Genomic DNA, 12,331 nt, shown 5'->3' with positions numbered 1-12,331 from the left:
GCTATGGACTTACAATAACGACCGCCCGAATATGGGCATCGGCGGCATCACACCCGCACAGAAACTGAAAATGGCCGCGTGAATTCTACGGCTGAACCCCGTTAAAAATGGGGGGATTACCGTAGTGGTAGCGCAGGGGCGACAGCGTGACCTCGGGCTCCCCCGGTTCGCCGTCGCGCAAGATCAGCAGGCCATCGCTTGGCACGCGCTCGGGCAGCACGTCGCCGCGCAGTGCGGTGGCAGGCAGCACCGACAGCCGCGCTTGCAGCGCAGTGAGGATGGCTTCGCGAGGGGTGGGCATTTTGGCTATCCTTGGAGCTTTTCCGGGTCAATGCGGCATCGGAAGCAGCGAACGGTCGGGTGAATGCTCATTAACCAATTGCTGGTAACTTGAATCTCGCGGTTCGTCGGGAGGTTCCATGCAGCACAATCTTCGGGAATTCCTCCGCCACGGCGGAAGCGGTCAGTTCGTCGTGACTACGCACAAAGGGACGGCGTACAGCTATCGCGCGTCCATTTCGATCAAGTCGCTATTTCCCGGTTATGCCGATCTCCGGGCCAATTTCTCGGACCAACTGGACAAGGTCGTCGCCGACAACACCCGGATGTTGCAGAGTGCGCTGACGCCACCAGACACCGTCCCTTGGGTGACGGAAGCCGACCTGCGAGATGTATCCGACGCGAAGGAAGAGGCTCTGCGCCAGTGGGATACGCGTCTGACGGCCATCTTCGAAGAATATCAGACCCACCCGCAGCGCCTTCTTCCGTTAAGGACAGGCATGGAAGAGCGCCTGCTTCGGGCGTTTGCGGGGCTGATCAACGAGCTTCGGCAGCAAGACCTCGGCATCGAGCGTTACATCTGGCGATCCCAGGACGATGCCAAGGTTCGCGCGAGCCACGCCGAATACGATGATCGCGTGTTCCGATGGGATACTCCTCCTGAGGGCGGACACCCCGGACAGGCGCACAACTGCCGCTGCTACGCCGAGCCAGTCGGTTTCGAGCCCGAAAGCAACGTCACGCTCATCGACTACGTTCCAACCGACGGCGGGTACCCGCTTCAGGATCTCTCGGAGCACGAAACCGAAGGTGGGCATACGATTGCCCTCCACGTCGGAAAGAGCGAAGAGTTCTTGCTGAGGGTCGTCAGGACCGATCAGGCCCCAGGGCTCTTCGTAAGCCAATTCCGCAGGCGTCACGGGTCTTTTCCCTCTGTTCAAGCTGCTCAGAGGCTCACGAATTCCAATCTTTCGCAGAATGCGCTAATCGTGAACGCAGTAGCCACGGGGCAAAGAAGACGAGCATTCATCACTAGCGCCTTCTCGTCAGCAACGGGAATCGAGGCCTATCGTACAGGCCCCAGTGCGTCCGCACCGGTGATTGTTAGGCCAACGTTTGGTGTCGGCACGGTGATCGAATACGCACCCGACATGCCGAACGGTTTCATAATCATCACCTCTTATCCAAGGAACGACTGACGTGAAACCTCCTCAAGCCTTCTACGATTTCACGCTGCAGTTCCACCAGGATTTGGACCTTGTCTATCCAGGCTGGGCATCGGAAGATCCCAATGCACGCTGGGGACTTTACGAAGACTTCCGGCAGGGATTTGGAGATCGAGCCGTGGAGGAGCTTGCTGCCTATTTCAGGCGCTTGCTCAACGACAAAAATGCCGACCTCGAATCCATTTGGTTCAAGGAGTCCAAGGCTGACTGGATCATTTCCGGCGAAGGTATTCGGCGGCTATTTGAGGATTTTCAGGCATGGGCGTCTTCTTTGAGATAGACGCGGCGGCAAATCACAATCTCCCCTCCACCCAATTTGAAACGATCAACCCCGGCACGCTGTCGAGCGCCCGCTCGGCGTCGCGGTCGAGATCGAGCCGCTTCGGCAGCTTCACCTGTGGCACCAGCAGGAAGATCGGCGCGGTGACCGACACGAAGGCGCAGGACGGTCGGGAGGACGGCTTCGTGGCGGCCGATCACCAGGTCAGCGCGGCAGTGCGGGAGATCCGCGTCACCACCGAAAACCCTGCCGGAAGTCTCTGATGACAAACAGACTTCGCGCCCATAGCCTGGCGCAATGTCGAATGGACCCTGGACAGATGAGGAGAACGATCTGATCGTCGCGGATTACTTCGCGATGCTGGCCGACGACATCTCCGCGCGCCGCTACAGCAGGGCCGAGCATCGCCGCGCGTTGCTGCCGCTGCTGAACGACCGGTCCGAGGGGGCCGTCGAGTTCAAGCACCAGAACATCAGCGCGGTGCTGAAGGGGCTCGGCGAGGACTGGATCCCTGGCTACAAGCCCGCGTTCAACTTCCAGATGACCTTGGTAGATGCCGTGGCGCGGTGGCTGGCGTTGAACCCCGCCTGGCTCGGGCGCCAGCCGGGTCTGCACCCCCCCTCTGGCCTACGCGAGGCGACGCCGATCTGGATCGGGCCACCGCCGACCCTGTCGAACCAGCCGCCTCCGCAGGAGCTGGAGCAGATGTTGCACATCGCCCGCAAGTTCGACGTGGCGGGCCGGGACGAGCGCAACCGCGCCCTTGGCCGCGCGGGAGAAGAGCGCGTGCTGGCGCATGAGCGCGCGGCCTTGCGGACGGCAGGACGGGACGATCTGGCGCGCAAGGTGCGCTGGGTGTCGGAGGAGGATGGCGACGGGGCGGGCTACGACATCGCGAGTTTCGCCCCGGACGGGCTACCCCGGCTGATCGAGGTTAAGACGACGAACGGATGGGAGCGCACCCCGTTCCACATCACCCGCAACGAGCTGGCCGTGGCCGAGGAGCGCCGGTCGGAATGGCACCTGTTCCGGCTCTGGAATTTCTCCCGCGAGCCGAAGGCGTTCCAACTGCACCCGCCACTGGACGCGCATGTCTCGCTGACCGCGACGACGTTTCAGGCGAGCTTTCACTGAGGTTCAGTCGAATACCCGCTCCGGCTGTTCGTGCCATGGCAGGGCCGCGACATCGGTCAGTTTCAACAGGGTCACGGCGGGCACCTCGCGCTTGTAGACCAGTCGCTTGAAGACACCCGGCGCGAGATAGGCGAGCCGCAGCTGTCGGCTGACATGGCGTTCGGCCAGCCCCACGGCTTTCGCCAGATCGGTGACCGTGTTGAATTCGCCAGCTTCCATGCGCCGCCGCCAGCCCCAAGCCCGGCCGATGGCGCGCAGGATATGCGGATCCTGCGTCCGGTCTTCGCTGGGCAGATAGGTGGCGGGCGGCATGATCTTCGGCCGCCCGTTCTGCTTGCGGACCTTGAGCGGCACGAAGATCTGGATGGACTTGTCGGGTTTCATCATTCCGCCGCCACCTTCTTTCGTGGCGCCATCATGTCGCGCATGACGCCCGAGACGCCGTCAGTCCGGACATCGATGACCAGCCCCTCGGACGTCACGGTCACCCGGCGCACCAGCAACTGCACGATCCGGGTCTGCTCCGCAGGGAACAGTTGGCCCCAGACATCCTCGAACGTCCGCAGCGCGGAGATCACGTCGGCCTCGTCGAAGGCGTGGCCCTCGCGCGCCAAGTGGGCGATGACCTGTGGAGGAGCGGGTTATCTGAACTCTACACTTGACCAGAAACCGTCAGGCCCGAAAACGCTGCAGAAGCAGCCGCAGACAGAATGCCGTCTCGGCAATAATCACAAACACATAGGCGGGGGCGAATGGCGCAGAGAAGTCAGGCGCGAAGAACCGCAGGCCGCTCCCGATAAGATAGACCAGCCCGGCGATTGCAAGCCCGGCGCCGAACGCCTTCGCAAAGCCGCCCGAGCGCCAGACGAGCAGGCCCATGATCAGGCTGTTCACGCCGAAGAACACGAGCCCGAGGTCGTAGCCGTGGGAGTGCAGGTCGAGGAACACCAGCGCGAGTGCCGGGGCGTCAGCAATGCCGTCGGTGCGGGTCAGCACCAGCCATGCGGTCAGCAAGGCTAAGAGGCTGGCTGCGATCAGCACCGTCTGGATCAGGCGGAACACCATCGCCGACAGCGCGAGGCCCGGCGCCATGGTGCTGAAGATCAGGTAGAGCAGGATCGCGAGGCCAGCATCGCAGAGCGCCATCAGGAGGTCGGCGGCGATGGCCAGGCGGAACTGGCCGGGGGCCGCGAGGATCGCGGCGGCAGTGGCGTCGGCATCGGCAAGGTCGATCAGCGGCGCCCGCAGGCCAAGCTCGGCGCCGAGACCGGTCAAGATGATGGCGAGGTAGAGCAGCCCGGCGAGGCGCGCCTTGCGCGCGAGATCCTGGGTCAAGGTCAGCGGAGTCATTCGGAAAGTCCTTTCTAGAATGGCGATCAGGCAGCCCTTGCCGGGCTCGGGAACGTGGGCAGAGTGGTAGTGCCGGCGGAGGGGCGGTTCGCCCGCTGTCCCGCCCAGACCGAACCGAGGACGATGACGGCACCGAGCCCCTGCAGCGGCGACAGGGACTGGCCCAGCACGACCCAGCCGAGGATCACGGCCGTCATGGGACTCATCATGCCGAGCATCGAGACCGCGCCGGGTTCGAGGCGGGCGACACCCCGGAACCAGAGCACATAGCTGGCCGCAGCTCCGATGAGGCCGAGCCAGATCAGCCCGGCGAGGTTCGTCGCCGTCAGGGGCGGCAGCGCGGGTTCCATGATCAAAGCCAGCGGCAGCAGGATCAGCCCGCCGGCAGTCAGCTGCCACGCGGTGAAGCTGAGGGCCGACACCGGCGGCTGCCATTTCCGGCTGAGGACCGTGCCCGCCGCCATGGATGCCGCGCCACCAAGCCCTGCGGCGATGCCCACGGGGTCCAGTGCGGCGTCGGGACCGATCAGCAGCAGGGCCACGCCCAGAACGCCCGTGACTGCTGCGGCGACCGCGCCCGCCCGGATCGGCGTGCCAAGCCAGCCACGCGCCATCAGGATCACCATCATTGCCTGCACCGATCCCAGCGTGGCCGCCACTCCGCCGGGAAGCCTGTAGGCGGCCACGAACAGCAGCGCCCAGAACAGCGCGAAGTTGAAACTACCGAGCAGGAAGACGCGCCCGAGCCAGGCACGGGGCGGCAGGCAGCGCGTGAGGGCGAGCAGCAGCAGCCCGGCCGGCAAGGCGCGCAGCGCCGCCATCGTGATCGGATAGCCCGCGGGCAGCGCCTCTGTCGTGACGAGGTAGGTGCTGCCCCAGACCGCCGGGGCGAGCGCGGTGAGAAGGATATCGGTGGTGCGTGACATGGCGTGTCCTGTTTTGGGAGGATGGGAGAAGGAGGGCGCGCATTGCGGGCCCGGCATTGGCGGGTCAGGCCGCGTCAGCCGCAGTCGTCATGCCTGACGACGTTGAAGCCCTCGTCCCGTGTTGGTGCTACGAAATGACTGGAAAACTGATGAAACTGCGCCTCTGTCACCGCGAACGGGTGGTCGCCCTGGCTGTTGCGGTCGCGCAGCCTTGTCAGGCAAACCTCGTCGGGAACGTCCAGCAGGTGAAGCTGATGCGCGGCAGTCGTCGTCTCGAGGATGCCGCGCATCCAGCCGCGCTGCGCGACGGTGTTTGCCGGAAAATCGAGGACGACCGAAACGCCCGCGTTCAGAACGGCGGCGACATGGAGCGCCATGATCTGCCGCAGCTTCGAGGAACACCGGACATAGTCGGGCAAGGAAACGAACTCGTCGGCGAAAAGCGCGTTCAGCCAGTCGTCCTCGGCGATCAGGATGGTCCCGGGCGCGCTGGCGAGGCTGGCCGCCAGGGTGGATTTTCCGGTGGCGATCTTTCCGCACAGCATGTGCAGGGTTGGCGAATGGTCTGGCATGATGGACCTCGGATGCTTCGGCTTACCAGAGCGGGTGGAAGGGCAAGCGCGGGCGGTCCGGCCAGGGATCGAGGCCGATGTCGCGCATCAGGTGAGGCGGCAGATCGCGCAGAACGCCGCGCGGGATGCGGTGGCGATGCCGGGCTGCAGTGCGGAGGAACGAGAGGGTCATGGCATTTCCTTTCAGGCGACAAGGCGGAGGGCGGCGCGCAGTTGCGCGGCCAGATCCTCGCGCGGTCCGTGGACGAGCCGGGCACCGGTGTCGCGGACGATGAGGGTCGGGATGGACCGGACCTGGAGGGCACGGGCGTGTTGCCGGTCGGTCTCGACGGCACGAAGGGTTTCCGGGTCTTCGAGAACATCGGCGAAGGCTGCAGCTTCGAAGCCCAGTTCCCGCGCGGCGTGAAGCACGACCTCGTAATCCGCGATGTTCCGCGCCTCCGTCAGATGCGCGCGCTGCAGGCGATCGAACATGTCCCAATGGGCGGCCTGTCCGCCAAGCCGTTCCGCCGCCTTGCATCCCAGCGCGGCGGTCAGCCCGTGGGGATAGTCGAAGGGCGCGGCCCGCATGGCGTCGATGTCGACGCGCTCCGGCCGGTCGCTGACCTGGCGGCAGACGGCCCAGTGCCCGAGGATGGTCTCGCGGGCGTCCTCGGGCGTGCCCCAGCGCGCGGCCATCTCGGCTGGGCTGGCCTGCAGGACGAAGGTGCGGTGTCGGATGTCGAGGTCGAACTCGGCGGCAAGCGCCCGCATCCGCGACGAGATGTTGAAGCACCAACAGCAGACGACATCGTGGAAGAAATCGATCGTGAGGGAGGTCATCACGCGGCCTCCTCGGCCATCTCGGCGCGGGCCAGCCGCGCGGCGATCCGCGCTACATATGCGCCCTGAAACTGCGCGCCGGCGAGGTCGGTCTCGGTGGGCGCGCGTGAGCCATCGGCCCCGGCGATGGTGCCCGCGCCATAGGGCGCGCCGCCGACGATGCCTTCGCCCGTCGTCTGACCGGCGAAGGTGTAGGGCATGCCCGCGATCAGCATGCCGAAATGCTGGAGCGGGATCTGGGTCGACAGCAGCGTCGCCTCGTGCCCGCCATGCTGCGAGCCGGTGGAGGCGAAGACGGCGGCGACCTTGCCCACCAGCGCGTTCCGCGCCCAGAGGCCACCGGCCTGATCGAGGAAGGATTTCATCTGCCCGGCCATCATGCCGAACAGCGTCGGCGTGCCGAAGATGATGGCGTCGTAGGCTTCCAGATCGGCCGGTGCCGCGACGGGCGTGTCATCCGCCACGAAGCCGGCCTTGTGCCGGATCTCCTCGGGGACGGTTTCGGGCACGCGACGCAGGTCGACATGGGTGCCGGGGACGCTACGGGCGCCCTCGGCCTCGGCCTGCGCAAGGGCGCGGACATGGCCATAGCTGGAATAATAAAGAACGAGAACGCGGGTCATGGGATCCTCTCGGGGCTTCGTGTTTTGATGCCTGAGAGGATCGGGGATTGGCCGGGCCGGAATAACCGGCCGGATGTCACTTCATTCTTTACGCCGGTTGAAGAATGTCAGGGCCGCAGCGCGGTACGCAGGTGGTCAAGGAAGGCCGTGACCTTCGCGTCCATCCCCAGCCGCGAGGCCGTCACGGCGAAGATCTCCGGCGCGGGAAGCTCCCAGTCTGGCAGGACTCGGACCAATAGGCCCCGCGCCTCGGCCTCGTTCGAGACGAAGTCCGGCAAGGTGCCGATGCCCTGACCCGCGATCAGGAGATCGCGCAGGACGAGGCTGTTGCCGACGCGAACCGGCGGGTCAAGGTCGACAACGGTGGAACCGGAAGGGCCGTTCAGGGTCCACGAGGAAAGATGGTCCGCGAGCAGGAATCCGATGACCCGGTGCCTGGCGATGTCCTGCGGGACAACCGGAACGCCCGCCCTTTCCAGATAGGCGGGTGCCGCGAAGATCCGCTGCCGCATCGTTCCAATCCTGCGCGCCACCAGCGCCGAGTCCGGCATGGCGGGCCGGATGCGGATCGAGACGTCGAACCCACCCTCGACCATGTCCACGACGCGATCGTCCATGGACAGCGTCAGATGCAGGTCCGGATAGGCATCAAGGAACGCGGGCAGGAGCGGCGCGATGACCGTTTGCCCGAAGGAACTGGAGGCGTTCACTTTCAGATGACCACGCACCGAACCGGCCCCGTCACGGATACGGGCCTCCACCTGGTTCACCGCGTCGAGAATGCCTGTCGTCTCGTCATAGTAGAGCTGCCCGGCATCGGTCAGCGACATGGAGCGCGTCGTGCGTGTGAGAAGCGTGGCCCCGAGGCTTTCCTCGAGCAGCTTGATCTCGCGGCTCAGAAGCGCGGGCGACACACCGAGATCCTCCGCCGCACGCGCGAAGCTGCCGCGTTCGACGATGCGGCGGAAGGCTTGCATGACGGAAAGCTTGTCCATCTCGGGCTCAACTCTGAAGGGTTGGACGGCGATCAGAAACTGAGTGCCACTTGCCGCCAATAGCACAAATTGACGATCGTTGCGAATGACTTGGGCGACAGCCTACTTCACTTGCTGAGGCAAGCAGAGAACTCTGACGATAAGAGAACTCTGACGATAATGGATCATGCACCCCCCCCCCGCGAAACCATCCTCGCCGCCCTGCACACGCGGCTCTCGGCGCTTCCCGCCACCGCGCTGCGGGGCGACGTGCTGCCCGAGCGCGTGCCGGCGGAAGGCCTGCTGATCATGCGCGACGGCGAGTCGGGGGAGCCGGAAGTGACCCTGTCGCCGCTACGCTACCACTACCAGCACCGGGCCGAGATTGAGGCGGTCGTGCAAGGCGCCGAGGCTATGCGCTGTGACCGCATATCGCTGATGCACGCGGGTAAGGTGCTTGTCTATGACACGCCGCAGCATCTTATCGACACCAAGGGCGCGGCGGATCTGGAAGAGGCGTTCATTAGCTATATCGAAGATGCCGTCGGCATATCCGAGGAAGGCGCGCCACCTGTTACAGGCACACTTGGAACGCAAACCGCCAGCCGCGAAGGCGCCGCGGCACAGCCCCCCGCCAAGCGTGCCCCACGGTTCAGCCCGACCCGACTGCTGGCCTATAGCTATAGCGAAAGCATGAGCGTGCTGCGCGACCCGGTGTGGCTGACCTTTGCCTTTGTCGGCAGCATGTTGTTGCTGCTGATCATGGCCTTCGGCATCACACAGGACGTGACCGATCTGTCCTTTGCCGCGCTGGATCTGGATCAGACCTCCGAAAGCCGCGCCTATTTGCGTAATTTTTCAGGCTCGCGCTACTTCATCGAAAAACCGGACATCAAAGACCTGGAGGATCTGGCCTGGCAACTGAAGGCAGGCGAGATTACATTGGCGATCGAAATCCCGCCGGGGTTTGGGCGGGATGTCACAAAAGGCAGCCAGCCAGAGATATCCGCCTGGATCGACGGCGCCAACACGATGCGGGCCGGAACAATCGAGGCCTATGTCGGTGGTGGTCACAACGCGTTCCTGACCGAATTGGCCCGCGGATCTGCCGCAGTGGCCGGCGGCGGGTCAGCCGCGTCGATCAAAACCCGCAACCTGTACAACCCGACATCCGAAAGCATTTACAGCATGGGTCCATCTGTTCCGGCGATGCTTTTGCTGCTGTTTCCCGCGATCCTTATGGCCGTGAGCGTGGCGCGTGAAAAAGAGATCGGGACGATCTCCAATTTCTACGTGACGCCCGCCAGTCGGATCGAATTTCTCGTGGGTAAGCAGTTGCCCTATATCGCCATCGGCATGGCCAACTATGTCATTCCGACCCTGCTGGTGGTGGTCGTCCTTCAGGTGCCATTCAAGGGCAGTGTTCTGGCGCTGACTTTGGGGGCATTTCTCTATGTCGTGGCGGCGACGTCCTATGGGCTTTTGATTTCCTCGATGACGAAAAGCTAGGTGGCCGCCGTCTTCGCCGCAGCGATTTTGTCCATGCTGCCAACGATGCAGTTTTCCGGCATCAGTCAGCCCGTATCGACCCTTGGCGAAGGTGCCCGCCTTATCGGATCGATGTGGTCCACGACTTATTACATGCATCTCAGTGTCGGGGCGATCACCAAGGGACTGTCGCTGCGCAACCTTTTACCCGACGTGCTGATGCCGACGATCTTCCCCCCGGTCTTTCTGGGTTTCGCCGTGATGTTTCTCAAGAAACAGGAAAAGTGATGATGCGTATGCTGGCGAATATCTTCTGGCTTTGCGGCAAGGAATTGCGCAGCGCGTTCAGCGATTGGATCATGGTCGCTTTTATCGTCTATTCCTTCACCTTCTCTATCTACACGCAGGCCGTCGGCACCAGCGAGACCGTCAACAACGCCTTGATCGCCTTTGTGGATGAGGATAACTCGGCACTGTCGTGTTCCATGCGCAACGCGCTTTACCCCCCTATTTCAAAACGCCCGAATTGCTGCCCGCCTCGGAGATGGACGATGCGATGGACGAGGATCGCTATATGTTCGTCGTGGTTGTCCCCCCTGATTTCGAAACCGACGTCCGGAACCGGCGCCAGCCCAGCCTGCAGCTCAATGTGGATGCGACCGCCGTCAACCAGGCAGGGCTGAGCGCCGGCTACATCAGCAATATCGTGCTGACAGAGGTCAATCGCTTCGCCCAGCGTTCGGATCCCGCCGCTGCAAGCCCGGTAACGCTGGCGCTACGGCGCGATTTCAATCCAAGCGGCACCCAAAGCTGGTTTCAGGCGATCAACGGCATTCTCAATCAGCTTTCGATGCTGACGATCATTCTGACGGGTGCCGCGCTCTTGCGCGAGCGCGAACATGGCACGATCGAGCATCTGCTGGTGATGCCGCTGACTTCTTTGCAGATCATTGTTGCCAAGGCGCTGGCCAACTGTCTGGTGATCCTGGTCGCATTCGCCTTTTCACTGGTGTTTGTGGTTCAGGGGGCCCTGGACATACCGATCACGGGGTCCGTCGGACTTTTGTTGCTGGGCACCACAATCTATCTGGCTGCGGCGGCTGCCATCGGGTTTTTTCTGGGGATCATCGCGCAGACCATGGCGCAGTTCGCGCTACTAATGATGATGACCATCATGCCGATGATGATGCTGTCCGGCGGCATGAGCCCGATCGAGAGCCAGCCCGAAATCATCCAGCCGCTGACATGGCTTCTGCCGTCCCGGCACTATATGGCCTTTGCTCAGGCGGTTGTCTTTCGCGGAGCAGGCATGCAAATCGTCTGGCCCGAGTTCCTGACCATGCTGGGGCTGGGCTCGGTGTTCTTTGCGTCGAGCCTGGTGATGTTCCGGCGGTCGACATCGGTGTCGAAATAGCAGGGAAAGAAGGTCAAGTGGACATGTTCTGACCTGCCCCCTTCGATGCAGGGGTTTTCAGGCCTTTTCGTGCCCGTCGGACGTCCGCTTTCGGTCAGGTGTTGAACAGGAAGTGCAGCACGTCGCCGTCCTTGACGACATAGCCCTTGCCCTCGGCCCGCATCTTGCCTGCGTCCTTGGCGCCCTGTTCGCCGCCATGGGTGATGAAATCGTCATAGGCGATGGTTTCGGCCCGGATGAAACCGCGCTCGAAATCCCCGTGGATGACGCCGGCGGCCTGCGGCGCATGGGTGCCCTTGGGGATGGTCCAGGCGCGGGCCTCTTTCGGGCCGACGGTGAAATAGGTCTGCAGCTCCAGCAATTCGTGTCCGGCGCGGATCAGCCGGTCCAGCCCGGCCTCGCTCAGGCCCAGCTCTTCCAGAAACACCTCGGCCTCTTCGGGGTCGAGCTGGCTGATCTCTTCCTCGATCCGGGCGGAAATCACCACGCAGGCGGCGCCCTGTTCGGCGGCCATCGCGGCCACGGCCGCGGAATGGACGTTGCCGGTGGCGGCCTCGTCCTCGGCCACGTTGCAGACATACAGGATCGGCTTGGTGGTCAGCAGTTGCAGCATGTCCCAGGCCTTGCGGTCATCTTCGGCCACGTCGACGGTGCGGGCGGGCTTGCCGTCTTCCAGCACGGCCAGCGCGGCCTTCAACAGGCGCTCCTGCTGTGCTGCGTCCTTGTCACCGCCGCGCACCTTGCGCACGAGGCCCTGAAGCCGCTTTTCGATCGACTCCATATCGGCCAGCATCAGTTCGGTCTCGATGGTCTGGGCGTCCTCGACCGGATCGACCCGACCTTCGACATGGGTCACGTCGCCGTCTTCGAAACAGCGCAGCACATGGGCGATGGCGTCGCATTCGCGGATATTGGCCAGAAACTGGTTGCCCAGCCCTTCGCCCTTGCTGGCACCTTTGACCAGCCCGGCGATATCGACGAAGGTCATCCGCGTCGGGATGATCTGTTTTGAACCGGCAATCTTGGCCAGCTTGTCCAGCCTCGCGTCCGGCACGGCCACCTCGCCCACATTAGGCTCGATGGTGCAAAACGGGAAATTGGCGGCCTGCGCGGCAGCGGTCCGCGTCAGCGCGTTGAACAGCGTCGACTTGCCCACATTGGGCAATCCCACGATCCCGGTCTTGAAGCCCATGGCCCTCTCCTTGGCGTATGATCGCGCGCATGTAGGGGCGCGCGGGCCCCG

16 protein-coding genes and 3 pseudogenes are annotated in these 12,331 nt (G+C 63.7%); 7 read left to right on the top strand and 12 right to left on the bottom strand.

Annotation, left to right across the window (positions count from 1 at the left end):
- Positions 1-121 precede the first annotated feature (121 nt).
- Positions 122-301 (bottom strand): annotated as a pseudogene (locus tag ACSR1C_RS15220) (acyl-CoA transferase); the annotation flags it as partial.
- A gap of 118 nt (positions 302-419) precedes the next feature.
- On the opposite strand from ACSR1C_RS15220, the gene ACSR1C_RS15215 reads away from it, so the two are divergent.
- Together ACSR1C_RS15215 and ACSR1C_RS15210 are read left to right on the top strand one after the other, a co-directional pair.
- Complete coding sequence (locus ACSR1C_RS15215; protein WP_460260230.1) at positions 420-1,478, top strand: RNase A-like domain-containing protein; 1,059 nt, start codon at positions 420-422, stop codon at positions 1,476-1,478.
- 1 nt (position 1,479) lies between these two features.
- A complete protein-coding gene (locus ACSR1C_RS15210; protein ID WP_460260229.1) occupies positions 1,480-1,785 on the top strand; it encodes a hypothetical protein in 306 nt (101 codons plus the stop codon).
- A gap of 13 nt (positions 1,786-1,798) precedes the next feature.
- Here ACSR1C_RS15210 and ACSR1C_RS15205 read toward each other — a convergent pair.
- A pseudogene (locus ACSR1C_RS15205) lies at positions 1,799-1,933 on the bottom strand (DUF6441 family protein); the annotation flags it as partial.
- Between the two features lie 149 nt (positions 1,934-2,082).
- Between ACSR1C_RS15205 and ACSR1C_RS15200 the strand changes: the two are divergent.
- Complete coding sequence (locus ACSR1C_RS15200) at positions 2,083-2,919, top strand: protein NO VEIN domain-containing protein (protein WP_460260228.1); 837 nt, start codon at positions 2,083-2,085, stop codon at positions 2,917-2,919.
- 3 nt (positions 2,920-2,922) lie between these two features.
- Here ACSR1C_RS15200 and ACSR1C_RS15195 read toward each other — a convergent pair whose 3' ends face one another.
- The 9 genes from ACSR1C_RS15195 to ACSR1C_RS15155 form a co-directional block, all read right to left on the bottom strand.
- On the bottom strand, positions 2,923-3,306 hold the full coding sequence (locus ACSR1C_RS15195) for a hypothetical protein (RefSeq protein WP_460260227.1): 384 nt from the start codon (positions 3,304-3,306) through the stop codon (positions 2,923-2,925).
- On the bottom strand, positions 3,303-3,497 hold the full coding sequence (locus ACSR1C_RS15190; protein WP_460260226.1) for a hypothetical protein: 195 nt from the start codon (positions 3,495-3,497) through the stop codon (positions 3,303-3,305). The genes ACSR1C_RS15195 and ACSR1C_RS15190 overlap by 4 nt, the downstream gene beginning before the upstream one ends.
- A 94-nt stretch (positions 3,498-3,591) precedes the next feature.
- Positions 3,592-4,269 (bottom strand): DUF4386 domain-containing protein, encoded by a 678-nt coding sequence (locus ACSR1C_RS15185; RefSeq protein ID WP_460260225.1) that lies wholly within the window; start codon positions 4,267-4,269, stop codon positions 3,592-3,594.
- A 26-nt stretch (positions 4,270-4,295) separates the two neighbouring features.
- Entirely contained in the window at positions 4,296-5,195 is a 900-nt protein-coding gene (locus ACSR1C_RS15180) for an EamA family transporter (protein ID WP_460260224.1), read from the bottom strand.
- Positions 5,196-5,269: 74 nt separating this feature from the next.
- Complete coding sequence (locus tag ACSR1C_RS15175; RefSeq protein WP_460260223.1) at positions 5,270-5,767, bottom strand: AAA family ATPase; 498 nt, start codon at positions 5,765-5,767, stop codon at positions 5,270-5,272.
- Positions 5,768-5,789: 22 nt separating this feature from the next.
- Positions 5,790-5,939 (bottom strand): hypothetical protein, encoded by a 150-nt coding sequence (locus ACSR1C_RS15170; protein ID WP_460260222.1) that lies wholly within the window; start codon positions 5,937-5,939, stop codon positions 5,790-5,792.
- Positions 5,940-5,950: 11 nt separating this feature from the next.
- A complete protein-coding gene (locus tag ACSR1C_RS15165) occupies positions 5,951-6,589 on the bottom strand; it encodes a DsbA family oxidoreductase (RefSeq protein ID WP_460260221.1) in 639 nt (212 codons plus the stop codon).
- The gene (gene wrbA, locus ACSR1C_RS15160) at positions 6,589-7,212 is read right to left on the bottom strand and encodes an NAD(P)H:quinone oxidoreductase (RefSeq protein ID WP_460260220.1); all 624 of its coding nucleotides are present in this window, start codon (positions 7,210-7,212) and stop codon (positions 6,589-6,591) included. The genes ACSR1C_RS15165 and wrbA overlap by 1 nt, the downstream gene beginning before the upstream one ends.
- Before the next feature lie 107 nt (positions 7,213-7,319).
- On the bottom strand, positions 7,320-8,207 hold the full coding sequence (locus ACSR1C_RS15155) for a LysR family transcriptional regulator (RefSeq protein ID WP_460260219.1): 888 nt from the start codon (positions 8,205-8,207) through the stop codon (positions 7,320-7,322).
- Between the two features lie 159 nt (positions 8,208-8,366).
- Here ACSR1C_RS15155 and ACSR1C_RS15150 point away from each other — a divergent pair.
- The 4 genes and pseudogenes from ACSR1C_RS15150 to ACSR1C_RS15135 all read left to right on the top strand — a co-directional run.
- A pseudogene (locus ACSR1C_RS15150) lies at positions 8,367-8,594 on the top strand (acyl-CoA transferase); the annotation flags it as partial.
- A 6-nt stretch (positions 8,595-8,600) separates the two neighbouring features.
- Positions 8,601-9,695: an ABC transporter permease gene (locus ACSR1C_RS15145; RefSeq protein ID WP_460260233.1), complete on the top strand. Its 1,095-nt coding sequence runs from the start codon at positions 8,601-8,603 to the stop codon at positions 9,693-9,695.
- Positions 9,696-9,962, top strand: a complete 267-nt coding sequence (locus ACSR1C_RS15140; protein ID WP_460260218.1) for a hypothetical protein — start codon at positions 9,696-9,698, stop codon at positions 9,960-9,962.
- Positions 9,963-10,152: 190 nt separating this feature from the next.
- Positions 10,153-11,088 carry an ABC transporter permease gene (locus ACSR1C_RS15135; protein ID WP_460260217.1) on the top strand — a complete coding sequence of 312 codons (936 nt, stop codon included), beginning with the start codon at positions 10,153-10,155 and terminating at the stop codon, positions 11,086-11,088.
- Positions 11,089-11,182: 94 nt separating this feature from the next.
- Here the strand turns inward: ACSR1C_RS15135 and ychF are convergent, their stop codons facing one another.
- Positions 11,183-12,280, bottom strand: coding sequence for a redox-regulated ATPase YchF (gene ychF / locus ACSR1C_RS15130; RefSeq protein WP_460260216.1), 1,098 nt, complete (start codon positions 12,278-12,280; stop codon positions 11,183-11,185).
- Positions 12,281-12,331: the final 51 nt, after the last annotated feature.

It is taken from the genome of Actibacterium sp. D185-2 (genome assembly GCF_054954595.1).
This window is presented reverse-complemented; position numbering and strand designations above follow the sequence as displayed.

What these genes read in the sequence shown, in the direction of transcription:
- ACSR1C_RS15215 (WP_460260230.1), top strand. Translation starts at nt 420, where the DNA reads ATGCAGCACAATCTTCGGGAATTCCTCCGCCACGGCGGAAGCGGTCAG.
- ACSR1C_RS15200 (WP_460260228.1), top strand. Translation starts at nt 2,083, where the DNA reads ATGTCGAATGGACCCTGGACAGATGAGGAGAACGATCTGATCGTCGCG.
- ACSR1C_RS15195 (WP_460260227.1), bottom strand. Translation starts at nt 3,306, where the DNA reads ATGATGAAACCCGACAAGTCCATCCAGATCTTCGTGCCGCTCAAGGTC.
- ACSR1C_RS15185 (WP_460260225.1), bottom strand. Translation starts at nt 4,269, where the DNA reads ATGACTCCGCTGACCTTGACCCAGGATCTCGCGCGCAAGGCGCGCCTC.
- ACSR1C_RS15180 (WP_460260224.1), bottom strand. Translation starts at nt 5,195, where the DNA reads ATGTCACGCACCACCGATATCCTTCTCACCGCGCTCGCCCCGGCGGTC.
- ACSR1C_RS15175 (WP_460260223.1), bottom strand. Translation starts at nt 5,767, where the DNA reads ATGCCAGACCATTCGCCAACCCTGCACATGCTGTGCGGAAAGATCGCC.
- ACSR1C_RS15170 (WP_460260222.1), bottom strand. Translation starts at nt 5,939, where the DNA reads ATGACCCTCTCGTTCCTCCGCACTGCAGCCCGGCATCGCCACCGCATC.
- ACSR1C_RS15165 (WP_460260221.1), bottom strand. Translation starts at nt 6,589, where the DNA reads ATGACCTCCCTCACGATCGATTTCTTCCACGATGTCGTCTGCTGTTGG.
- wrbA (WP_460260220.1), bottom strand. Translation starts at nt 7,212, where the DNA reads ATGACCCGCGTTCTCGTTCTTTATTATTCCAGCTATGGCCATGTCCGC.
- ACSR1C_RS15155 (WP_460260219.1), bottom strand. Translation starts at nt 8,207, where the DNA reads ATGGACAAGCTTTCCGTCATGCAAGCCTTCCGCCGCATCGTCGAACGC.
- ACSR1C_RS15145 (WP_460260233.1), top strand. Translation starts at nt 8,601, where the DNA reads ATGCGCTGTGACCGCATATCGCTGATGCACGCGGGTAAGGTGCTTGTC.
- ychF (WP_460260216.1), bottom strand. Translation starts at nt 12,280, where the DNA reads ATGGGCTTCAAGACCGGGATCGTGGGATTGCCCAATGTGGGCAAGTCG.